This window comes from Amorphoplanes digitatis, assembly GCF_014205335.1.
GTDB classification, from domain to species: Bacteria; Actinomycetota; Actinomycetes; order Mycobacteriales; family Micromonosporaceae; genus Actinoplanes; species Actinoplanes digitatus.
In genome coordinates, this window is sequence record NZ_JACHNH010000001.1 from 3,321,772 (window position 1) to 3,343,298 (window position 21,527).

The window sequence follows — 21,527 nt, forward strand, 5'->3', positions numbered from 1 at the left end:
CGCTCATCGAGAGAGGACACGACCATGCCCGAGTTCGACCACGCGACGCCCGTCACGGTCTCCCTGCGCCTGCACCGCGGCGAGGCGGACATCTACGCCGAGCCACGCCAGACCGTGCGGGTGGACGTCACCGAGGCCGGCGCCGACGCGTCGGAGAGTTTCACCGTACGGCTGGAGGGCGACACACTGATCGTCCACGCGCCGGAGGGCACGCCGTGGCAGTGGCGCTACCCGAAGACCAGGATCGTCGTCCGGGTGCCGGAGGGCAGCTCGCTGGCGATGAAGTCGGCGTCGGCCGACATCCGCGCGGCGGGCCGCTACGCGACGGTGCAGGCCAGCCTCCAGTCCGCCGACGCCGAGGTGGACCGGGTCGACGGCGACGCGAGCCTGAAGGCCGCCAGCGGCGACCTGAAGGTGGTGCACGTCGGCGGGTCGCTGCGGCTGAGCAGCTCGTCGGGCGACGTCGAGGTCGGTGACGTCATCGGTGACGTCAGTGCCGACACCGCGAGTGGCGACATCACCATCCGGGCGGCCGGCGCTTCGGTGCAGGCGGAGTCGGCGTCCGGCGACATCGAGGTCGGCGTGCTCCGGCGCGGCCGGGCCCGGTTCAGGACGGCGTCGGGCGACGTCTCGGTCGGCGTCGCCGCCGGCACCGGTGTCTGGCTGGACCTGAGCACCGCTTCCGGCTCGACGTCGAACGACCTGTCGATGGGCGCGACGGCGCCCGGCGGCGAGCAGCAGGCGACCCTGGAGCTCGGCGTGCGCACGGCGAGCGGCGACATCGACGTGCACCGCGCCGCGGGCGACACGCCGCTCGCGGCCTAGCCTCTCACCGGCCGGGCCGGACCAGCCCGGCCTCGTAGGCGAGGACGACCGCCTGCACGCGGTCGCGAAGGCCGAGCTTGGTCAGCAGGTGACCGACGTGGGTCTTCACCGTGGTCTCGCTGACGGTCAGGGCGCGGGCGATCTCGGCGTTGGAGTGACCCTTCGCGATGTGCGTGAAGACCTCGCGTTCGCGCTCGGTCAGGGCGCGCAGGGCCGGTGCGGCCGACATGGCGGCGGGTGCCGGCAGCGCGTCGGCGAGCCGGGCGAGCAGCCGCGCCAGGATGAGCGGGGCGACGACCGAACCACCGCCGGCGACCGCGCGGATGGCGGACACCAGTTCCGCCGGCGGCACGTCCTTGCACAGGTAGCCGGCCGCGCCGGCGGCGACGGCGGCGAGCACCTGCTCGTCGGCGTCGAGCGCCGTCAGGATCAGCACGCGCACGGGCAGCCCGGAGCCGCTGATGGCCCGGGTGGCGGCGAGCCCGTCGAGGCGCGGCAGCCGCACGTCCATCACGACGACGTCGGGCAGCAGGCGGCGGGCGAGGTCGACGGCCTCGACCCCGTCGCCGGCCTCGCCGACCACGGCAAGGCCCTCGGCGCCGGTCAGCGCCATCCGCAGCCCGGACCGCAGCATCGGCTGGTCGTCGGCGAGCAGCACCCGGACCGGTCGGGTGGCCGCCGCGGCTGTCGCCGTCGCGCGGTCGCTCGCCGTCATCCGCTGTGCCTCCAGTGCTGGGTGGACCGGCCCTGCACACGATAGGTGATGCCCGCCGGACCCGAGGCCCGGCGGCGGTCCCGCCGACCCGATCCCGGCCGGCCTGCGCCGGGCGGGTGGTGCGGTCGGCGGCGGTCCGGCCGGGGCGTCGCGGTTACGGGCGGCGGGACGGCGGCACGGGGTTGGCGTCGGCCGTGGCGGGGGCGTCGGGCGCCGCCGGGTCGACGGCCTCGGCCGGCGCCGGCTCGGGGTAGGCCGGGGGAGTGCCGCCGAACTCGGGGCAGAACCGCTGATGGCTGCACCACCCGCAGAGCCTGCTCGGCTTCGGGCGGAAGTCCCGGTCGGCCTTCGCCCGCTCGATCGCCTGCGACAGCGCCACCAAGGTGCGCTCGAAGCGCTCCAGCTCGGCCGCGTCCGGGCTGTAGTCGCAGACCTCGGCGTCCTTGAGATAGAGCAGGCGCAGCACCCGGGGCACGACGCCGCGGGTGCGCCACAGCACCAGCGCGTAGAACTTCAGCTGGAACAGCGCGCGGCCCTCGAACGCCTCGCGCGGCGCGCCGCCGGTCTTGTAATCGACCACCCGCAGGTCGCCGGCGGGTGAGACGTCGAGGCGGTCGATGTAACCGCGGATCAGCAGCTCGTCGCCGACGAGCGTCGACACCAGGCTCTCGCGCTCGGCCGGCTCCAGCCGCCGCGGGTCCTCGACCGCGAAGTAGCCGGCGAGCAGGTCACCGGCGCCGCCCAGGAACGCCGCGATCCGCTCCGCCTCGGTGGCCGCCGCGATCCCGGGCAGGGGCTCGGCCGCGGCGGCACCGTCCGGCGCCGCGGCACCGGACGCGGGCTCCGGGTCCGTCGGGGCGAACAGGTCCGCCAGCAGCGGCTCCTGGCCCACCAGGCGCTCCCACTCCGGCGCCACCAGCGCGGCCGCCGAATCCGGCGTGCGCTCGGCCGCCGGCAGGTCGAACAGCCGCTCCAGCACCGCGTGGACCAGCGTGCCGCGCACCTGGTCGGCGGTCGGCCGCTCCGGCAGCCGGTCGATCGTGCGGAAGCGGAACAGCAGCGGGCACGTCTTGAAGTCGGCGGCGCGCGACGGCGACAGCGACGGCCCCGAGGGCCGCTCGTCCGGGCCGGGCACCCGGCCGGCGGCGCGGCCGGGCACCGCGTCGCCGGGAGCGCCCGCGGAAGGAGACAAAACCGTTTCTGCCGTCATGGTGACAAGGCTATGGGACGGGTACGACGAAACCGGAGAGGCGGGGCTCTCAGGCGCGGTCCGTAGCATCGATGCGTGGACGAAGGCGCACAGCAGACCCGCCCGGCGCGGCGGCCCGGCCGGATGGTCGGCCGCGTGCTCGGCTTCCCGGTGTACCTGCACCCCTCGATGCTGCTGCTCGCGCTGCTGGTCACCGTCGTGTACGGCGGCTACGCGGAGACCGAGCTGGGCCTGGCCGGCGCGGCGGCGTACGCGGCGGGCTTCGGTTTCGTGGTCTGCCTGCTCGGCTCCGTGCTGTTGCACGAGCTGGGCCACGCGCTGACCGCCCGGCGCTACGGCATCGGGGTGCGCGGCATCACCCTCGAGCTGCTCGGCGGCTGGACGGAGCTGGACCGCGACGCGCCGACGCCCCGCGTCGACGCGCTGGTCTCGCTGGCCGGCCCCGCGGTCTCGTTCGTGCTCGGCGGCCTCGCGACCGCCGCCGCGCTGGCGCTGCCCGACCGCACGGTCGCCGGCCAGATCGTGTTCCAGATCGCCGCCGGCAACGTCATCGTGGCGATCTTCAACGTGCTGCCGGGGCTCCCGCTCGACGGCGGCCGGGCGCTGCGTGCCGGGCTCTGGGCGCTGATCAAGGACCGGAACCGGGCCACCGTCGCGGCCGCCTGGTGCGGCCGGGGCATCGCGCTGCTCACCGCCATGAGCGTCGTCACCCTGTACCGGCTCAACGTCCTCACGCTGTTCGGCCTGGTCTTCATCCTGCTCGTGGTCTACACGCTGTGGCAGGGCGCCGGGCAGTCCATCAGGCTGGCCCGGATGACGCGGCGGTACCCCCTTGTCGACCTGGGCACCCTCGCGCGGCCGCTCTTCGCCGTACCGTCGGGAACGCCGCTGGCCGAGGCGCAGCGCCGCGCCGACGCGGCGGACCGGGCCCGCGACGCGCTCGCCGTCGCGGACTCCAGCGGCCGGGTCGTCGCCCTTGTCGACGCGGCCGGTTCGGCCGCCGTGCCGGCCGAACGGCGGCCCTGGGTGTCGGTCGACGCGGTCTCGCAGGACCTCGGCCGGCTGCCCGTCCTGTCGCTCGGGCTGAGCGGCGAACAGGTGGTCCGGGCCGTGCAGGCACACCCGGGTGCGCAGTACGTGGTCACCTCCGGGGAGGATGTCGTCGGCGTGCTGCACATCGCGGACCTGGCCGAGCTGCTGGAGCCGCGCCGCGCCGCGCGCAGGCCGTCCGGCCGATGAGTTCCTGCTACCGAGATGAAAGAGCGATCAGTGACTGTGCAATCCACCACCGTCGTCGACGAGCCAGTGCCCGCCCACCGCGGGCCGTTCCGCGAGGGCGACCGTGTGCAGCTCACGGATCCCAAGAACCGCATGCACACCATCGTGCTGGAGCCCGGTAAGGCCTTCCACACCCACCGTGGCGCCCTGGAGCACGACGCCCTGATCGGCCTGCCCGAGGGCAGCGTCGTGGTCTCCAGCGGCGGCACGGCCTACCTCGCGCTGCGCCCGCTGCTCTCCGACTACGTGCTCTCCATGCCGCGCGGCGCCCAGGTGATCTACCCGAAGGACGCGGCGCAGATCGTCGCCATGGGCGACATCTTCCCGGGTGCCAAGGTCATGGAGGCCGGCGCCGGGTCGGGCGCGCTGACCTGCTCGCTGCTGCGGGCGGTGGGCAGCACCGGCGAGCTGCACTCGTACGAGCTCAGGGACGACTTCGCGGCGATCGCCCGCAAGAACGTCGAGGCGTTCTTCGGCGGGCCGCACCCGGCCTGGCACCTGCACCAGGGCGACGTGGCGGAGGCCGAGGGGTCCGGTTTCGACCGGATCGTCCTGGACATGCTGACTCCGTGGGAGGCCCTCGAGATGGTCGAGCGCGCACTGGTGCCCGGCGGCGTCTTCATCGGGTACGTTGCCACCACCCCGCAGCTCTCGGAGCTGGTGGAGGGGCTGCGCGAGCGCGGCGGCTGGACCGAGCCCCGGGCCTGGGAGTCGCTGGTGCGCGACTGGCACGCGGACGGCCTGGCCGTGCGCCCCGACCACCGGATGATCGCGCACACCGCGTTCCTGGTCTCGGCGCGCCGGCTCGCACCCGGGGTGACCGCCCCGCCGCGGCGCCGCAAGCCCAGCAAGGGCGCCGAGGCGTACGCCCTGCGCAAGGCCGCTCGGGCGGCGATCGCGGCCGAGGGTACGGAGACGGTTGACGATACCGGGGTGTGACGGTTCGGGACGGATCCGGTAGTTTCCGTCGCGGGTTTCGATGGGGTTTGGGAGCGGAGGGAACGGGTGGGCGCGATGAGTTCTCCGCCGTTCGGTGGCAGTAACGAGATGCCGGCGGTTTTCCCGGACTGGTCGCCTTACGAGGATCTCGACTCGGCCGCCCGGGCCTATCTGCGCGATCCCGAGGTGGCGCTCGACGCCCTCTTCGGGGTGCTGCGGGGCGCGTCCGTGTTGTGCTTCACGCTGGAGCGCTTCGTCAACGAGGTCAACGGCGTCTGGCAGGAGGTCGTCATCTGCGACGGCAGCCGGCTGGTGCTCTGGCACGGCGAGGACGTGGCGCCCGGCGACGGCCCGGTCGGCTCGATGACCTCGTCGCTGCGGGTGGTGCCGCTCTCGACCGTCACCGAGGTGGGCTGCCGCCGTCGGCTGACCCGGACGCCCACCGGGCAGGCGCGGGTCGACAGCATCGACGTCTACCTGCTGCTGAGCTCAGTGGACGACGCGGTGCCGCCGCCGGGGATGGCCGAGGACGAGGGCCGGGCCGCGCTGCGGCACGACGCGCTGCGCTTCGGCAAGACGCTCGACGACGGCGGACCGGGGCAAATCGCCCGATTGGAAGAGTTTTCCCGAGTTGTCGCATCTTTGGTCGGTCGCCCAACGCTGTGACATTTCCGGCACCTCCGGACGGGTGCCGCGAACGGCCCGGCCGGGCACCGGCCGGGCCTCAGTCGGCGTCCGGTCCGGCGATCTCGACGTCGTCGTCGCTGCGTACGACGTGGATGCAATCGCCCGGGCACTCCTTGGCCGCGTCTATCACCTCGAGCCGCAGCCGGGCCGGCACGCCGGTGCGCACTCCGGGGTTCTGCAGCAGCTCACCCGCACTGTCCTTGACGTACGCGAGCCCGTCGATGTCGAACTCGAACACCTCGGGCGCGTACTGCACACACAGCCCGTCACCGGTGCACAGGTCCTGATCCACCCAGACCTCGAGCTCGCCCGTCTCGGTCAGTGCCGACACCGCTTACCTCCCCTGCCTCGCCCCGTCCGACGTTACCCGAAGGCTCTGACCACTCGGCGCGGGTACCTGGCCGAATCGATCAAGGTTCAGTGACGAGGGTGTTGCATGGGTCGAAAACCGGCCCACAGCAGCTAGTGTTATCTCCAAGACGTTCGAGCCCCCGGGGAGGTGGGACGTGGCACGTAGCGACGAGGCGTCAGGCGCCGCACGTTGGGAGAAAGAGGCCAACGATCTCTCCAGCCAGGTTGCGTTCCTGCAAGAGGAGCTAGCCCTGGTACGGCGCAAGTTGACCGAAAGCCCCCGACACGTCCGGCAGCTCGAGGAACGGCTCGCGGCAACGCAGGCGCAGCTCGCTCGGCTGACCGAGAACAACGACCGGCTCGTGGCGACCCTCAAGGAAGCCCGCGCTCAGATCGTCACTCTCAAAGAGGAGATTGACCGGCTCGCCCAGCCGCCCAGCGGCTACGGCGTATTCCTCGCCGCCCATGAGGACGGCACAGTCGATGTCTTCACGGGCGGACGCAAGCTCCGGGTGGCGGTCTCCCCGTCGCTGGCGGTCGAGGAGCTCAGGCGGGGGCAGGAGGTTTTGCTCAACGACGCGCTCAACGTGGTCGACGCGTTCGGCTACGAGCGGGTCGGCGAGGTCGTCCTCCTCAAGGAGATCCTCGAGGACCCCGCAGGCGGCCCGGGCGACCGGGCGCTTGTCATCTCGCACGCCGACGAGGAGCGGATCGTCCACCTGGCCGATTCGCTGCTGGTGTCGAAGCTGCGGGCGGGCGACTCGCTCATGATCGAGCCGCGCTCCGCGTACGCGTACGAGCGCATCCCGAAGAGTGAGGTCGAGGAGCTCGTCCTCGAAGAGGTGCCCGACGTCGACTACACCGACATCGGCGGTCTGCACTCGCAGATCGAGCAGATCCGCGACGCGGTGGAGCTGCCGTTCCTGCACGCCGAGCTGTTCCGGGAGCACCAGCTGCGCCCGCCGAAGGGCATCCTGCTCTACGGCCCGCCCGGCTGCGGCAAGACCCTGATCGCCAAGGCGGTGGCGAACTCGCTCGCGAAGAAGATCGCCGAGCGCCGCGGCGAGGAGAAGCACACCAGCTACTTCCTCAACATCAAGGGTCCCGAGCTGCTCAACAAGTACGTGGGTGAGACCGAGCGGCACATCCGCCTGGTCTTCCAGCGGGCGCGGGAGAAGGCCGGCGAGGGTACGCCGGTCATCGTGTTCTTCGACGAGATGGACTCGATATTCCGTACCCGTGGCTCCGGCGTCTCCTCCGATGTGGAGAACACCATCGTCCCGCAGCTGCTCAGCGAGATCGACGGTGTCGAGGGCCTGGAGAACGTCATCGTCATCGGCGCCTCCAACCGGGAAGACATGATCGACCCGGCGATCCTGCGCCCCGGCCGGCTCGACGTGAAGATCAAGATCGAGCGTCCGGACGCGGAGGCGGCGAAGGACATCTTCGCCAAGTACATCCTCAGTGGCCTGCCGCTGAGCGACGACGACCTGACCGAGCACGGCGGCGACCGGGACGTGACCGTCGCGGCCATGATCGAGGCGGTCGTCCTCCGGATGTACACGGAGTCCGAGGAGAACCGCTTCCTGGAGGTCACCTACGCCAACGGTGACAAGGAGGTCCTCTACTTCAAGGACTTCAACTCCGGCGCGATGATCCAGAACATCGTCGACCGCGGCAAGAAGATGGCGATCAAGGAGTTCCTCACCTCCGGCAAGAAGGGTCTTCGGCTCCAGCACCTGCTCGACAGCTGCGTCGACGAGTTCCGGGAGAACGAGGACCTGCCCAACACCACCAACCCCGACGACTGGGCCCGCATCTCCGGCAAGAAGGGCGAGCGGATCGTCTACATCCGCACGCTGGTCTCCGGTGGCAAGGGCGCAGAGGCCGGCCGCTCGATCGAGACGGCCAGCAACACCGGTCAGTACCTGTAAGCACACGGCAACGCCCGACGCGGGCGGGGAGGCGCTACGACGCGCCCCCTCGTCCGCGTTGTGCATCTCTACTCTGCGTATCGTGGCGAGCACGGCCAGAGCGGAGAACCGCTAGGGAAGCGTCTAGGCTCGATACATGGGCAACGGCAGCACAGTGGCGGGTGGGGTGGTCGGCATGAGTTCGACTCGGATTCGTGTCATCGCCGGAGCGTCAGCGGAGGTGATGGCATGAGCGTTCGACGGATCATGGGTACCGAGGTGGAGTACGGCATCTCGGTGCCTGGACAGCCCGGCGCCAACCCGATGGTCACCTCGTCCCAGGTGGTCAACGCCTATGGGGCGCGTCCGGAGTTGAACCGGGGCGGCCGGGCCAGATGGGACTACGAGGAGGAGTCGCCGCTGCGCGACGCCCGCGGCTTCACCTACTCCGGTGCGGCGTACGACCCGGCGGACGCGCTCGCCGACGAGGACCTCGGCCTGGCCAACGTGATACTGACCAACGGTGCCCGGCTCTACGTGGACCACGCGCACCCGGAATACAGCACACCGGAGTGCACCAACCCGATGGACATCGTCCGCTGGGACAAGGCCGGCGAGCGGGTCATGGCCGAGGCGTCGCGGCGGGCCGCCACGATCCCCGGCACGCACCGCATCCAGCTCTACAAGAACAACACCGACAACAAGGGCGCCTCGTACGGCTCGCACGAGAACTACCTGATGCGCCGGCAGACGCCGTTCGCCGACATCGTGGCGCACCTGACCCCGTTCTTCGTGACCCGGCAGATCTTCTGCGGCGCCGGCCGCGTCGGCATCGGCCAGGACGGCACCGGCGCGGGCTTCCAGATCTCCTCGCGGGCGGACTTCTTCGAGGTCGAGGTCGGCCTCGAGACCACGCTGAAGCGGCCGATCATCAACACCCGCGACGAGCCGCACTCCGACGCCGACAAGTACCGCCGCCTGCACGTGATCATCGGCGACGCGAACCTGTCCGAGATCTCCACCTACCTCAAGGTCGGCACGACGGCGCTGATCCTCAACATGATCGAGGAGAAGGTCTTCACCGGCGAGCTGGGCGTCGCCGACCCGGTCTCCGAGCTCAAGGCGGTCAGCCACGACCCGTCGCTCAAGCACCTGATGCGCCTGCGTGACGGCCGCCGGCTCACCGCCCTCGACCTCCAGTGGGCGTACTACGAGCGGGCCAAGAACTTCTGCGACGAGCGCTACGGCGATGACACCGACGAGCAGACCGTCGACGTGCTGCAACGCTGGGAGGACGTCCTGGACCAGCTCGGCCGCGACCCGATGCAGCTCTCCGACCAGCTCGACTGGGTCGCCAAGCTGCGCCTGCTCGAGGGCTACCGCGACCGGGAGAACCTGGCCTGGTCGTCGCCGAAGCTCGGGCTGGTCGACCTGCAGTACTCCGACGTACGCCCGGAGAAGGGCCTGTATCACCGCCTGGTCGCCCGCGGCTCGATGAAGACGCTGCTGGACGACGAGGAGACCCTTCGCGCGATGGTGAAGCCGCCCGAGGACACCCGGGCCTACTTCCGCGGCGAGTGCCTGGCCCGGTACGCGTCCGAAGTGGTCGCGGCGAGCTGGGATTCGGTGATCTTCGATGTCGGGCGCGAATCGCTCGTGCGCGTCCCGATGATGGAGCCGGAGCGGGGGACCAAGAAGCACGTCGGCGCGCTGTTCGACAAGTGCGACACCGCGAAGGACCTGCTGGAAGTGATCACGAGCCGCTGACGCCGCGCGGGGCGAGAAACACCCGTGACGACGGGCGTTTTCGTCGTACCCGCGAGGTAAGTTTTTCCCAACCCGAACCAGTTGGGTCATGAAGGGGGACAGCCATGGCAACGCGAGACACCGGCGGTCAGTCGCAGTCAGGCAAGGGCAAGCGCGACGAGGAGATCGAGGACGTCACCACCGAGGCCAACCCTGAGGTTGCCGAGCGGCACGCCGAGATCACCGAGGATGTCGACGACCTGCTCGACGAGATCGACTCTGTGCTGGAGGAGAACGCCGAGGAGTTCGTGCGGGGTTACGTCCAAAAGGGCGGCGAGTAACGCCAGAGGGGGGCGAAGCGGACATGCCACGGGGGCTTGATGACCGCAACGGCCGCAGCTCGGTCGAGTTCGACGAGATGCTGCTGGCTCAGGAAGGCCGCTGCGCCATCTGTGGCGCAGCAGATCCCCAACACCTCGATCACGATCATCGCACCGGCTGGGTGCGCGGGATATTGTGCTTCAACTGCGACGGCGGCCTCGGGCAGTTCCGGGACAGCCCGGAACTCCTCGCCGAAGCGATCACGTATCTGAAAGGAACCACGTGGCAGCGGGTTTTGATCCATCCGGGCGTCTTCCAGATGTGTTCACCAATGCGGGGACGTCCTCCTTCACGCAGTTCCTGAGCCAAGCGGCCCCCGAGCTGCTGCCGGGTCGCCGGCCGCTGCCGCCGGGGATGTCCGCCGACATAGCGCCGCACGGCACCACCATCGTCGCCATCGCCAGCGCCGAGGGCGTCGTTATGGCCGGCGACCGCCGCGCCACCATGGGCAACCTCATCGCCAGCCGGGACATCGAGAAGGTGCACCCGGCGGACGCCTACTCGCTGATCGGCATCGCCGGCACGGCGGGCATCGGCATCGAGCTGATGCGCCTGTTCCAGGTCGAGCTGGAGCACTACGAGAAGATCGAGGGCGCGATGCTGTCCCTCGACGGCAAGGCCAACCGGCTCGCCGCGATGGTGCGCGGCAACCTCGGTGCGGCCATGCAGGGCCTGGCCGTGGTCCCGCTCTTCGCGGGCTTCGACCTGTCCCCGTCCGATCCGTCCCGGGCCGGGCGCATCTTCAGCTTCGACGTCGCGGGCGGCCTCTACGAGGAGACCGGCTACGACGCGATCGGCTCCGGTTCGCTGTTCGCCAAGTCGGCGCTGAAGAAGAAGTACCGCGCGGGCGTCAGCACCCAGGACGCGATCCGCATGGCGGTGGAGGCGCTCTACGACGCCGCCGACGACGACACGGCGACCGGCGGGCCCGACGTCACCCGCAAGATCTACCCGGTGGTGATGACCGCGACTGCGGACAGCACCCACCGGCTCACCGAGGCCGAGATCAGCGCGGTGGCCGAGGCAGTGGTCGCCGGACGGATGGAGAACCCGGGCGGCTGATCGCCCGGCAGTACTCACACAAACCCGCCATCCGGTCATTGAAGGAGTAGCCACCCGTGGCCATGCAGTTCTACGCCTCACCCGAGCAGGTCCAGCGCGACCGCTCGGAGTACGCCCGCAAGGGCATCGCCCGCGGCCGCTCCGCCGTCGTCCTCACCTACGAGGGCGGCGTACTGCTGGTCGCCGAGAACCTCACCTCGCTGCGCAAGATCAGCGAGCTCTACGACAGGATCGGCTTCGCGGCCGTCGGCCGCTACAACGAGTTCGAGAGCCTGCGCCGGGCCGGCGTGCGGATGGCAGACCTCAACGGGCTGGCATACGACCGGCGGGACGTGACCGGCCGGGCGCTCGCGAACGCATACACCCAGACGCTCGGTGCGATCTTCTCGGAGACGCAGAAGCCCTACGAGGTGGAGATCTGCGTGGCGCAGGTCGGCGCCGCGCCGGAGGCCGACGAGCTTTACCGGATCACCTACGACGGCTCCGTCCAGGACGAGCCCGGCTTCATGGCCATGGGCGGCTCGGCCGAGGCCATCTCGACGGTGCTCAAGTCCCGGCACGACGTCGCCGCGGACCTGCCGACCGCCCTGGCCCTGGCCGTCGAGGGCCTGGCCAGCGTCGGCGGCGAGAACGGCGCCCCGCGCACGCTGGGCGCGGCCCAGCTCGAGGTGGCGGTGCTGGACCGCCGCCGCATGGGCCGCGCGTTCCGCCGCATCTCCGGCGCGGCCCTGACCACCCTGCTCGAGGGCGGCAAGGACCAGCCGGAGAAGGAGATCGGGGAGGCCGGCGACGTCGCCCCGCCGGCACCCGGCGAGGACAAGCCGACCGTTTCGGCCGCGTCGACCGACCTCGAAGGCAAGGAGCCCACCGACACCGACGCCTCCTGACACCGCACCACCCAGCCCAGGCCCACCCCCTCCCGCCGCCACCACCGCGACGGGGCCGGGGGCGGCGCCGGGACGCCTGACGCACCCGCCCGGCAAGGCGCGGGTCGCGGCGGCGCGGTCCCTCGGCGCGGCGCCGGATGCGGCGGCGCGGTCTGGCTGTGGTGGGATTCTCAGTCAATGACCAGGGGGCGCCACCAGTCGCGGTGGTCGCGGTACCACTGGACCGTGTCCGCGAGGCCGGCGGTGAAGTCGACCCGGGGGCGGTAGCCGAGTTCGCGGCGGATCAGGTCGTCGTCGAGGGCGTAGCGCTGGTCGTGGCCCTTGCGGTCCGCGGTCGTCTCGACGCTGTCCCAGTCGGCGTCGCACGCCTTCAGCAGCAGTGCGGTCAGGTCCCGGTTCGACAGCTCCCTGTCGCCGCCGACGTGGTAGACCTCGCCGGGCCGCCCGTTCAGGAGCACCAGCGCGGTGCCCCGGCAGTGGTCGTCGACGTGCACCCAGTCGCGCACCTGGGTCCCGTCGCCGTACAGGGGCACCGTGCGGCCCTCCAGCAGGTTCGTGACGAAGCGGGGGATCAGCTTCTCGGGGTGCTGGTAGGGCCCGTAGTTGTTGGCGCAGCGGGTCACCATGACCGGCAGCCCGTGCGTGCGGTGGTACGCCAGCGCCAGCAGGTCCGAGCCCGCCTTCGTGGCGGCGTACGGGGAGTTGGGCGACAGCGGCGACCGCTCGGTCCAGGCGCCGGTGGCGATCGAGCCGTACACCTCGTCGGTGGAGACGTGCACGAAGCGGGACGTGCCGTGCCGCAGGGCCGCGTCCAGCAGCACCTGGGTGCCGACCACGTTCGTCGTGGCGAACTCCGCGGCGCCCGCGATGGAGCGGTCGACGTGCGACTCGGCGGCGAAGTGCACCACCGCGTCGTGGCGGGGCAGGACCGACTCGATCAGGGCCGCGTCGCAGATGTCCCCGGGTACGAAATCGAGGCGCCGGCTCTGGCTCACCGGGTTCAGGTTGTCGAAGTTGCCGGCGTAGGTGAGCTTGTCCAGCACCGTGATCCGGACGCCCTCGAGACCCGGCAGCGCGTCGGCGAGCGCGGTGCGGACGAAGTGTGAGCCGATGAAGCCGGCGCCGCCGGTGACCAGAAGATTCATCAAGCGAGAGTGTATCCGCAGGTCGGGGGCCTGGTAGTTGATCTCGGTCCGGCGAGGCCACGCTGTGCATCGGTGAAACGGCGCGTTGTCACTGCCGCGAGCGGCACTTGTGAGGCTAGTGTTTCGTCATGGAACGGCGAATTTTCGGCCTCGAAACCGAGTACGGAGTCACCTGCACCTATCGGGGGCAGCGGCGGCTGTCGCCCGACGAGGTGGCCCGCTACCTGTTCCGCCGAGTGGTGTCCTGGGGACGCTCCAGCAACGTATTCCTCCGCAACGGTGCCCGCCTATACCTCGACGTCGGTTCCCACCCCGAGTACGCAACGCCCGAGTGTGACTCCGTCACCGACCTGGTCGCACACGACCGCGCCGGCGAGCGGATCCTCGAGGGCCTCCTCGTCGACGCCGAGAAGCGTCTGCACGACGAGGGCATCGCGGGCGAGATCTACCTGTTCAAGAACAACACCGACTCGGCCGGCAACTCGTACGGCTGCCACGAGAACTACCTGGTGAGCCGCCACGGTGAGTTCGGCCGGCTCGCCGACGTCCTCATCCCGTTCCTCGTCACCCGCCAGCTCATCTGCGGCGCCGGCAAGGTGCTGCAGACGCCGCGCGGCGCGGTCTTCTGCCTCTCGCAGCGCGCCGAGCACATCTGGGAGGGCGTCTCCAGCGCCACCACGCGCAGCCGCCCGATCATCAACACCCGCGACGAGCCGCACGCCGACGCCGAGCGCTACCGGCGCCTGCACGTCATCGTGGGCGACTCCAACATGAACGAGGTCACGACGCTGCTCAAGGTCGGCAGCGCCGACATCGTGCTGCGGATGATCGAGGCCGGCGTGGTCATGCGCGACCTGTCGCTGGAGAACCCGATCCGGGCGATCCGCGAGGTCTCGCACGACATCACCGGCCGCCGCAAGATCCGCCTGGCCAACAACAAAGAGGTCAGCGCCCTCGAGATCCAGCAGGAGTACCTGGCCAAGGCGACCGAGTTCGTCGAGCGCCGCGGTGGCGACCCCACCGCCAAGCGCGTCGTCGAGCTCTGGGGCCGGGTGCTCAACGCGATCGAGAACGGCGACCTCGGCCCGGTCTCCCGCGAGATCGACTGGGTGTCGAAGTACAAGCTGATCGAGCGTTACCAGGCCAAGCACGAGATCCCGATGAGCCACCCGCGGATCGCCCAGCTGGACCTGGCGTACCACGACGTGCGCCGCGGCCGCGGCCTGTACGCGCTGATGGAGAAGCGCAGGCAGGTCGACCGGATCTCCAACGACCTCGAGATCTTCGAGGCGAAGGAGACCCCGCCGCAGACGACCCGCGCCCGGCTGCGCGGCGAGTTCATCCGGCACGCGCAGGAGAAGCGCCGCGACTTCACGGTCGACTGGGTGCATCTCAAGCTGAACGACCAGGCGCAGCGCACGGTGCTGTGCAAGGACCCGTTCCGGGCGTACGACGAGCGCGTGGAGCGCCTGATCGCCAGTATGTGAAACCGAGCGGCTAGGCTGGTCAGGCCATGACGACGCCATCGCACGATCCTGACCAGCAGCCGCCCGGCAGCAAGCCGGAGCGGTCGATCGAGGATGTGATGTGGCAGCGCGTCGGGCGCCGCCGCGACCGCGTGCACTCCCAGGTCCAGCAGGCCCGCAGCGGCAGGCACCTGGTACCGACCTGGCTCATGGCGACCGTGCTGGGCCTGATCCTGCTCGGCTGGCTCTACATCATCTTCTTCGACTGACCCGGCCGCCCGCGCGCCGGGTCAGACGATGAGCGTGGCCGCGTGCCGGCCGGCCGCGGCGGCCGTGATGAAGTAGGCGTGGTCCTGCGCGAGGCCGCGGCCCATCGTGGACAGCCGCACCGGGCTCGCCTCCAGCGCCGCGTCGAGGCCCGCCGTCGGCACCCGGACCAGGCGGTGCAGCTCCGCCAGCGGTGCCAGGTCCGCCTCGACCTCCTTCGCCAGGTCGACCGGCAGGTCGTCCGGGATCACCAGGTCGGCCGGGACCAGGGCAACCCTCCCGTACGCGGTCAGGCTGTGGTGCGAGACGCCGCGGTGGCGGGGACGACCGTCGCCGTCCGAGATGCGCAGCGAGGCGACCGGTGCGCCGCGCAGCGCGACCGTCGCGTTGATCGTCTCGCCGAGGGCGACACCCGAGAAGCCCCAGGCGGTACCCGTGCCGAGGTTGCCCGGGCCCTGCGCGACGATCGTCACGTCCGCGCCGAGCACGTGCCGCGCCGCCAGCAGCCCCGTGTGGACCGTGCTCGCCTCGAGGTCGCCGCCGAAGGCCTGGCCGGTCGTCACCGTTCCGGCCAGCCGGTCGCGCAGGCCGTCCAGGGTGCGGGAGAACCAGGCCGGCAGCGCGCCGCCGTCGGTCATCACGTACGCGACCCGGGCGTCGGGGCGGTCCGCGTGGATCCCGGCCAGGATCGCCGGCAGGGCCGAGTGCAGGTCGGCGGTCACCACCGGCATGCCGTCGAGGCTGTCCGCCCTCGCCATCACCTCGCGGTGCGGTGAGGCCTCCTCGTCCACGCCGAGCAGGATCGGCTGGAGCGGCGTGTACCGGGCCTTGACCAGGTGACCCGAGTCGCGGTCGGTGCCGGACTCCGGCGGGTCGGCGGGCAGGCGGTCAGGGAGGGCGACCACCAGCGCGTAGCCGCCGGTGCCGAGCCCCATCACCAGCGCGCCGACGTTCAGCAGGACCCGGTCGCCGGCCGCGGGTGCCCCGGTCAGCTCCGGGTACGCGAGCGCGCGCACCGTGCCCTCGTCGGTCGTCACATCGAGCTCGAGGGCGCCGCGCCACTCACGCCGTACCGTCGTGACCGTTCCTGATCGCCAGCGCACCATGACGGCGACCCTATCGGCCGACCACGGCGCGGCGCAGCGGAGCGGGTACTCTATCGGGTGTTTTCGGGTGATTCGGCGGCGGACGGGACCCCTCGACGGGTGCGAATGCCCGTGCGCGGCCTGCGCATACCGCTATCGGGCTGGGTTGCTGCTAGCGTTTCGGTCGTGTCGCGGACCCGCACCGAGCGCCTGGTGAACCTGGTGATCTGCCTGCTGTCCACGCGACGGTTCCTGACCGCCGCGCAGATCGCCGCGACCGTGCCCGGCTACGAGCACGACCCCGACGATCCCCGCGACCACGAGGCGTTCCAGCGCAAGTTCGAGCGGGACAAGGCCGAGCTGCGTGAGCTGGGCGTTCCGCTCGAGACGGGCCTGTCGAGCGCGTTCGACACCGAGTCCGGCTACCGCATCGCCCACCGGGAGTACGCCCTACCCGAGATACCCCTCGAGCCGGACGAGGCGGCCGCCGTCGGCATCGCGGCCCGGCTCTGGCAGCACGCCGGCCTCGCCGCCGCCGCGTCCTCCGGGCTGGCCAAGCTGCGCGCCGCCGGTGTCGAGGTCGACCCGCAGGCCACCCTCGGTGTGGAGCCGGTCGTCACGGTCGACCCGGCGTTCGGCCCGCTGACCGGTGCCGCCCGCAAGCGCCGGGCGGTCACCTTCTCCTACCGGGTACCCGAGGTCGACGAGCCGTCCACCCGCCGGCTCCAGCCGTGGGGCGTCGTCTGCTGGCAGGGCCGGTGGTACGTGGTCGGCCACGACCGCGACCGCGACGCGACCCGCTGCTTCCGGCTGTCGCGCATCGTCGGGCCGGTCCGCGCGGTCGGTCCCGAGGGCGCGTTCACCCCGCCGGCGAACGTCGACCTGATCAGCCACGTCTCGCGGAGGTTCGGCCCGGTCGAGCGCAACGGGCGCGCCACCGTGCTGGTCCGCACCGGGCGGGCCGCCGGGCTGCGCCGGCTCGCGGTGGAGACCGTGCCCGGCCCCGACGGCGATCGCCTGACCCTGCCGTACTCCGACGTGGAGTGGCTGGCCTCGCGGCTGGTCGGCTACGGCGCGGACGTGCGCGCCGACGGGCCGCCGGAGCTGCGCGAAGCGGTCATCCAGCAGCTCAAGGAGGTCGTGGCGCGCCACGAGCGGGTGCTTCCCGCGGTGCTGCGGTGACGCCTGTGCCCCGTACCCGGGAGAACAAGGCCTCGGCCGACCGCCTGGGCCGGCTGCTCAATCTCGTGCCCTACCTGCTCGGACGCCCGGGGATTCTGGTCGCCGAGGCGGCGGCCGCGTTCGGGATCACCGAGCGTCAGCTGCGCGAGGACCTCGAGCTGCTGTGGGTCTGCGGCCTGCCGGGCTACGGCCCGGGCGACCTGATCGACATGGCGCTCGACGGCGACCGGGTGACCATCACCTACGACGCCGGCATCGACCGGCCGCTGCGGCTCAACCCGGACGAGGCGCTGGCCCTGGTGGTGGCGTTGCGGATGCTGGCCGAGACGCCGGGGATCGGGTCGCGGGACGCGATCGAGCGGGCGCTCGCCAAGATCGAGAACGCGACCGGCGACGTCGTCGACACCCCGGTCGCGGTGCGGCTGCCCGCGGACGTCGCGAAGGTCGACGAGATCCGCGGCGCGGTCGAGCGCCGGCACGCGCTGCGGCTGACCTACTACACGGCCGCCCGGGACGAGACCAGCGAGCGGGTCGTCGACCCGATGCGGATGCTGATGGTCGGCCCGCGCGCGTACCTGGAGGCCTGGTGCCGTCGCGCCGAGGCCACCCGGCTCTTCAGGGTGGACCGCATCGACGCGTTCACCGAGCTGGACGAGCCGTCCGCGCCGCCGGCGCGGGCGGTGCCGCACGACGTGAGCGACGGCGTGTTCCACCCGACGCCGGACCTGCCGCTGGTCACCCTCCGGGTCGGCCGGGGCAGCCGGTGGATCACCGAGTACTACCCGTGCGAGGAGGTCCGGCGCGACGGGGACGAGTGGATCGTGACGATGCGGGTCACGGATCTGGGCTGGGCGCAGCGGCTGCTGCTGGGGCTCGGCCCGGACGTGACCGTGGTCGGCCCGGTGGAGCTGGTCGACCGGATCCGCGAACAGGCCACGACCGCGCTGGACCAGTACGCGGCGCCCGCGCCGGCCACCGCCTAAGCTGTCCGCCATGGTGACGTGGATCGTGATCGCCGTGGTGGTCCTCGCCGTGATCATTCTGGTGGCCTCCGTGCTGTCCGTGCTGGGCCGGCTCTCGGGCCTGGAACGCGCCGCGCGCAAGCTGGAGCGGCGGCAGCAGGAGGCGATGAGGTTGCAGGAGCGCGCGGCCGTGCTGGAGCGGTCCGCCGCAGGCGTGCAGGACCGGGCCGAACTCATGCAGTCCCGGCTGGCCGCGATCAGGCCGGGTCACGGGTCGGACGAAAAACACTCCTTACAGAAGGCGTGACGGCCGTGGTAGCGTGCGGCGTTCCCGGGGCCTTGTCCGAAATCCCCGGGACCTGAACGCAAACAAACAGGTCCGGCAGGGGTCTCTCACAACAACCACACGTACGATGGACCCGCATCACCCGTCAGGACCCTGATCGACCGACTGGAGCTATCCATGGGCGCCCTCAAGCCGTGGCACATCGCCATCTTCGTAGTCGTGCTCGTGCTGTTGTTCGGCGCGAAGCGGCTGCCGGACGCGGCCCGGTCGCTCGGCCGCTCGCTGCGGATCATCAAGGCTGAGACGAAGGGTCTCGTCGACAACGACGACAACGTCGCCGAGAAGGCCGAGCCGCAGTACTCGCGGCAGCCGTTGCAGCCCAACGAGATCCAGCAGCCCGGCCAGCCGGGTTCCCCGCAGGCGCCGCCTGCGAACGGCCAGCAGTTCCAGCAGCCGCCGGCCCAGCCTTACGTGGACCCGGTGCAGCGCACCAACGACCGCTGACCCACCGTGGCCTTCTCCCTCAGCCGTCGGGGGCCGAGCAAGTTCGAGCAGGCCTCCGACGGTTCGATGACCCTGATCGAGCACGTCCGGGAGTTGCGTAACCGTCTCTTCTGGTCGTCGCTGGGCATCATCGGCGGCCTGATCATCGGCTTCATCATCTCCGGCTGGGTCTTCGACGTCCTCAAGGACCCGTACTGCTCGCTGCCCAGCTCGTGGGCCATCAACGCCCAGGGCGAGCGGGTCTGCAACTTCATCGTGCTCGGTGTCGCCGACTCGCTCATCCTCAAGCTGAAGATCGCCCTGTGGGTCGGCCTGATCCTCGGCGCGCCGGTCTGGATGTACCAGCTCTGGGCCTTCATCGCGCCGGGCCTGCACCGGCACGAGCGCAAGTGGGCGTACGTCTTCGTGGCCATCGCGGCGCCGCTGTTCATCGGCGGCGCGGTGCTCGCGTACTTCGTCGTCAAGCACAGCCTGGCCTTCATCCAGGAGGCCGGCATCCTGGGCGTGACAACCCAGCTCGAGGTCGGCGCGTACGTCGGCTTCGTGACGAACATGATCCTGTTGTTCGGCGTGGCGTTCGAGTTCCCGCTGATCCTGCTGATGCTCAACTTCACCGGCGTGGTGTCCGCGCGCAAGCTGATGAGCTGGTGGCGGATCGTCGTCTTCCTGTCCTTCGGCTTCGCCGCCATCGCCACGCCGGACCCGGGCCCGTTCGGCATGACGCTGCTCGCGCTCTGCCTCGTCGTGCTCTACCTGATCGCGGTCGGGGTGGCCTTCCTCAACGACAAGCGCAAGGGCCGCGGCAAGGAGATCTACGCCGGGCTGGACGACGACACCATCTCGCCGCTGGAGGACGACCGGGACCCGGTCACCGCGGGCGACCGGATCGAGGCGCCGTCACCCGTCGAGTCCCCGCTGCCGGTGGCGAAACCGTTGCCGTTGGAGAGCCGGTTCGACGATATGACCTGAGGCGACGGCCGGGTACCCTCCCGGCTGTGACGAGCGACGACATCGCGGTGCTGGCCAACCCACTTGCGGGCAGAGGCCGGCACCGCGGTCTGCTTTCCCAGGTACTCGACCGGCTCGGCGCCTCCGGCCGGACCGTGCGGCTGCTGAGCGCGGCCAGCGCCGAGGAGGCCGAGAAGGCCTGCCACCGCGCGGTCGCCGAGGGCGTCGGCGCGCTCGTCGGCTTCGGCGGGGACGGCACGCTGCACCGGACGGTGCAGGCGGTGGCCGGCACCACCGTCGGCTTCGGCATGGTCCCGGCCGGCACGGGCAACGACTTCGTGGCCGGCACCGGCGTGCCGTCGGACCCCCTGGCCGCGGCGGACGCGATCGCCGACGCGGTCCGGACCGGGCGCGCCACCGAGATCGACATGGCCCGCGTGACCACCGCGGAGGGCGACGTGCGCTGGTTCGGCGCCGTCCTGGCCGCCGGCTTCGACGCGATCGTCAACGAGCGCGCCAACCGGATGCGCTGGCCGCGCGGCCCGCGCCGCTACGACCTCGCCATCCTGCTGGAGCTGGCCCGCCTGCGGCCGCGCGACTACTCGCTGGTCCTCGACGGCGTCGACCACAGCTTCAGCGGGGTCCTGGTCGCCGTCGGCAACTGCGCCAGCTACGGCGGCGGCATGCTGATCTGCCCGGACGCCGACCCGGCGGACGGCCTGCTCGACATCGTGGTCGCCGGCCCGCTCGGGCGCGGCGCCGTGGCGCGGCTCAAGCCGCGCCTGCGCCGCGGCACCCACGTCACCGACCCGGCGGTCACCAGCTACCGCGCCCGGGAGGTCAAGATCGCCTCCGAGGGGATCTTCGGGTACGCGGACGGCGAGCGCGTGGCGGCGCTGGACCTGGTCGTGACGTGTGTTCCGGGCGCGGTGCGGCTGCTGCGCTGAGCCCGCCGCGGGTGCGGTCCGGTTGCCGTCGTGGCTTCGGCGTCAGCGCCGCCGCGGCGGCGCCGAACGGAGCGGTGAGTCCGCACGCCGCAGACACGAGGGAGACCGTATGTCGATCGGTTCGCTGTTCTCGGGCATCGCCTCCACCGCGACGCTGGCGCAGGCCGACGCCTCCGCGAGCGCCGCGAAGACGCGTGAGGGCGCCCGGACGATCGCGGACCACGTCGCGGCCGCCGAGCAGGAGCCGGCCCCGGCCGCCTCGGCGACGCTCGGCACGCTGGTGGACACCTACCTCTGAGCGGTCAGGCACCCTGCTGGAGGATCCGGATCGCGTTGCCGGACGGATCACGCAGGCCCATGTCGGTGCCGTAGAAGTGATCGGTGGGCTCCTGCGTGAAGTCGGTGAAACCGCCCGCCTTCAGCGTCTCGTAAAGCCCGCGGACATCGTCGCTGTTGAGCACGATGCCGTTCATGGCGCCCTTCGCGATCAGCTCGCGGAGCTGCTCGGCCGTCGCCTCGTCGTGCAGCGGCGGGCCCGGCTGCTCGAGGCAGAGCTCCGTGCCGCCGTCGCCCGGTATCCGGACCGTCAGCCAGCGGTACGAGCCCTGCCGCACGTCGTTGCCCTTCTCGAGGCCGAGCTTGCCGACGTAGAACTCCAGCGCCTCGTCCTTGTCGAGGACGTAGATGGACGCGACGTTCAGCTTGGTGATCATCTGGGCTCCTCCGCCGTGGTGATGGAAA

Annotated in this window: 25 protein-coding genes; 19 read left to right on the top strand and 6 right to left on the bottom strand. The window is 71.3% G+C overall.

Features of this window, described 5'->3' with window-relative positions; genetic code table 11:
* Positions 1–24 precede the first annotated feature (24 nt).
* On the top strand, positions 25–825 hold the full coding sequence (locus BJ971_RS14320; RefSeq protein WP_184993330.1) for a DUF4097 family beta strand repeat-containing protein: 801 nt from the start codon (positions 25–27) through the stop codon (positions 823–825).
* 4 nt (positions 826–829) lie between these two features.
* Here the strand turns inward: BJ971_RS14320 and BJ971_RS14325 are convergent, their stop codons facing one another.
* Together BJ971_RS14325 and BJ971_RS14330 are read right to left on the bottom strand one after the other, a co-directional pair.
* Positions 830–1,540 (bottom strand): response regulator, encoded by a 711-nt coding sequence (locus BJ971_RS14325; RefSeq protein WP_184993332.1) that lies wholly within the window; start codon positions 1,538–1,540, stop codon positions 830–832.
* A gap of 154 nt (positions 1,541–1,694) precedes the next feature.
* Complete coding sequence (locus tag BJ971_RS14330; RefSeq protein ID WP_184993333.1) at positions 1,695–2,750, bottom strand: RecB family exonuclease; 1,056 nt, start codon at positions 2,748–2,750, stop codon at positions 1,695–1,697.
* A 123-nt stretch (positions 2,751–2,873) separates the two neighbouring features.
* Between BJ971_RS14330 and BJ971_RS14335 the strand changes: the two genes are divergently transcribed.
* The 3 genes from BJ971_RS14335 (at position 2,874) to BJ971_RS14345 (ending at position 5,633) form a co-directional block, all read left to right on the top strand.
* A complete protein-coding gene (locus tag BJ971_RS14335) occupies positions 2,874–3,989 on the top strand; it encodes a site-2 protease family protein (RefSeq protein ID WP_184998848.1) in 1,116 nt (371 codons plus the stop codon).
* 30 nt (positions 3,990–4,019) lie between these two features.
* On the top strand, positions 4,020–4,967 hold the full coding sequence (locus BJ971_RS14340; protein ID WP_239087307.1) for a tRNA (adenine-N1)-methyltransferase: 948 nt from the start codon (positions 4,020–4,022) through the stop codon (positions 4,965–4,967).
* Between the two features lie 75 nt (positions 4,968–5,042).
* Complete coding sequence (locus BJ971_RS14345; RefSeq protein WP_184993337.1) at positions 5,043–5,633, top strand: hypothetical protein; 591 nt, start codon at positions 5,043–5,045, stop codon at positions 5,631–5,633.
* A gap of 58 nt (positions 5,634–5,691) precedes the next feature.
* Here BJ971_RS14345 and BJ971_RS14350 read toward each other — a convergent pair whose 3' ends face one another.
* Positions 5,692–5,976, bottom strand: a complete 285-nt coding sequence (locus BJ971_RS14350) for a ferredoxin (RefSeq protein WP_184998849.1) — start codon at positions 5,974–5,976, stop codon at positions 5,692–5,694.
* Positions 5,977–6,160: 184 nt separating this feature from the next.
* Between BJ971_RS14350 and arc the strand changes: the two genes are divergently transcribed.
* From arc to prcA, 6 genes are all read left to right on the top strand, one after another.
* Positions 6,161–7,939 (top strand): proteasome ATPase, encoded by a 1,779-nt coding sequence (gene arc / locus BJ971_RS14355; RefSeq protein ID WP_184993339.1) that lies wholly within the window; start codon positions 6,161–6,163, stop codon positions 7,937–7,939.
* A 228-nt stretch (positions 7,940–8,167) separates the two neighbouring features.
* Positions 8,168–9,685: a depupylase/deamidase Dop gene (gene dop / locus BJ971_RS14360; protein ID WP_369076803.1), complete on the top strand. Its 1,518-nt coding sequence runs from the start codon at positions 8,168–8,170 to the stop codon at positions 9,683–9,685.
* A 104-nt stretch (positions 9,686–9,789) separates the two neighbouring features.
* Entirely contained in the window at positions 9,790–10,005 is a 216-nt protein-coding gene (locus BJ971_RS14365) for a ubiquitin-like protein Pup (protein WP_023364349.1), read from the top strand.
* A gap of 23 nt (positions 10,006–10,028) precedes the next feature.
* On the top strand, positions 10,029–10,349 hold the full coding sequence (locus BJ971_RS14370) for an endonuclease VII domain-containing protein (RefSeq protein WP_239087306.1): 321 nt from the start codon (positions 10,029–10,031) through the stop codon (positions 10,347–10,349).
* A complete protein-coding gene (prcB, locus tag BJ971_RS14375) occupies positions 10,268–11,107 on the top strand; it encodes a proteasome subunit beta (RefSeq protein WP_184993341.1) in 840 nt (279 codons plus the stop codon). Before BJ971_RS14370 ends, prcB begins: the two co-directional genes overlap by 82 nt.
* A gap of 56 nt (positions 11,108–11,163) precedes the next feature.
* Entirely contained in the window at positions 11,164–11,994 is an 831-nt protein-coding gene (prcA, locus tag BJ971_RS14380; RefSeq protein WP_184993343.1) for a proteasome subunit alpha, read from the top strand.
* A gap of 170 nt (positions 11,995–12,164) precedes the next feature.
* Here prcA and rfbB read toward each other — a convergent pair whose 3' ends face one another.
* A complete protein-coding gene (gene rfbB, locus BJ971_RS14385) occupies positions 12,165–13,139 on the bottom strand; it encodes a dTDP-glucose 4,6-dehydratase (protein ID WP_184993345.1) in 975 nt (324 codons plus the stop codon).
* A 128-nt stretch (positions 13,140–13,267) separates the two neighbouring features.
* On the opposite strand from rfbB, the gene pafA reads away from it, so the two are divergent.
* Both pafA and BJ971_RS14395 read left to right on the top strand, forming a co-directional pair.
* The gene (gene pafA / locus BJ971_RS14390) at positions 13,268–14,626 is read left to right on the top strand and encodes a Pup--protein ligase (protein ID WP_184993347.1); all 1,359 of its coding nucleotides are present in this window, start codon (positions 13,268–13,270) and stop codon (positions 14,624–14,626) included.
* A 26-nt stretch (positions 14,627–14,652) separates the two neighbouring features.
* Positions 14,653–14,874 carry a hypothetical protein gene (locus tag BJ971_RS14395; protein ID WP_184993349.1) on the top strand — a complete coding sequence of 74 codons (222 nt, stop codon included), beginning with the start codon at positions 14,653–14,655 and terminating at the stop codon, positions 14,872–14,874.
* A gap of 21 nt (positions 14,875–14,895) precedes the next feature.
* Here BJ971_RS14395 and BJ971_RS14400 read toward each other — a convergent pair whose 3' ends face one another.
* On the bottom strand, positions 14,896–15,978 hold the full coding sequence (locus BJ971_RS14400) for a DUF3866 family protein (RefSeq protein ID WP_184993351.1): 1,083 nt from the start codon (positions 15,976–15,978) through the stop codon (positions 14,896–14,898).
* A 165-nt stretch (positions 15,979–16,143) separates the two neighbouring features.
* On the opposite strand from BJ971_RS14400, the gene BJ971_RS14405 reads away from it, so the two are divergent.
* The 7 genes from BJ971_RS14405 (at position 16,144) to BJ971_RS14435 (ending at position 21,084) form a co-directional block, all read left to right on the top strand.
* Entirely contained in the window at positions 16,144–17,139 is a 996-nt protein-coding gene (locus BJ971_RS14405; RefSeq protein ID WP_184993353.1) for a helix-turn-helix transcriptional regulator, read from the top strand.
* A gap of 5 nt (positions 17,140–17,144) precedes the next feature.
* Positions 17,145–18,122 carry a helix-turn-helix transcriptional regulator gene (locus BJ971_RS14410; RefSeq protein ID WP_184998851.1) on the top strand — a complete coding sequence of 326 codons (978 nt, stop codon included), beginning with the start codon at positions 17,145–17,147 and terminating at the stop codon, positions 18,120–18,122.
* A 10-nt stretch (positions 18,123–18,132) separates the two neighbouring features.
* Positions 18,133–18,408, top strand: coding sequence for a hypothetical protein (locus tag BJ971_RS14415; RefSeq protein ID WP_239087305.1), 276 nt, complete (start codon positions 18,133–18,135; stop codon positions 18,406–18,408).
* A gap of 156 nt (positions 18,409–18,564) precedes the next feature.
* Positions 18,565–18,891, top strand: coding sequence for a Sec-independent protein translocase subunit TatA (gene tatA, locus BJ971_RS14420; RefSeq protein ID WP_184993355.1), 327 nt, complete (start codon positions 18,565–18,567; stop codon positions 18,889–18,891).
* A gap of 6 nt (positions 18,892–18,897) precedes the next feature.
* Entirely contained in the window at positions 18,898–19,860 is a 963-nt protein-coding gene (tatC, locus tag BJ971_RS14425; RefSeq protein ID WP_184993357.1) for a twin-arginine translocase subunit TatC, read from the top strand.
* Between the two features lie 26 nt (positions 19,861–19,886).
* Complete coding sequence (locus BJ971_RS14430; RefSeq protein WP_184993359.1) at positions 19,887–20,786, top strand: diacylglycerol kinase family protein; 900 nt, start codon at positions 19,887–19,889, stop codon at positions 20,784–20,786.
* A 109-nt stretch (positions 20,787–20,895) separates the two neighbouring features.
* Complete coding sequence (locus BJ971_RS14435; RefSeq protein WP_184993361.1) at positions 20,896–21,084, top strand: hypothetical protein; 189 nt, start codon at positions 20,896–20,898, stop codon at positions 21,082–21,084.
* A gap of 4 nt (positions 21,085–21,088) precedes the next feature.
* Here the strand turns inward: BJ971_RS14435 and BJ971_RS14440 are convergent, their stop codons facing one another.
* A complete protein-coding gene (locus BJ971_RS14440) occupies positions 21,089–21,499 on the bottom strand; it encodes a VOC family protein (RefSeq protein ID WP_184993363.1) in 411 nt (136 codons plus the stop codon).
* Between the last annotated feature and the right edge of the window lie 28 nt (positions 21,500–21,527).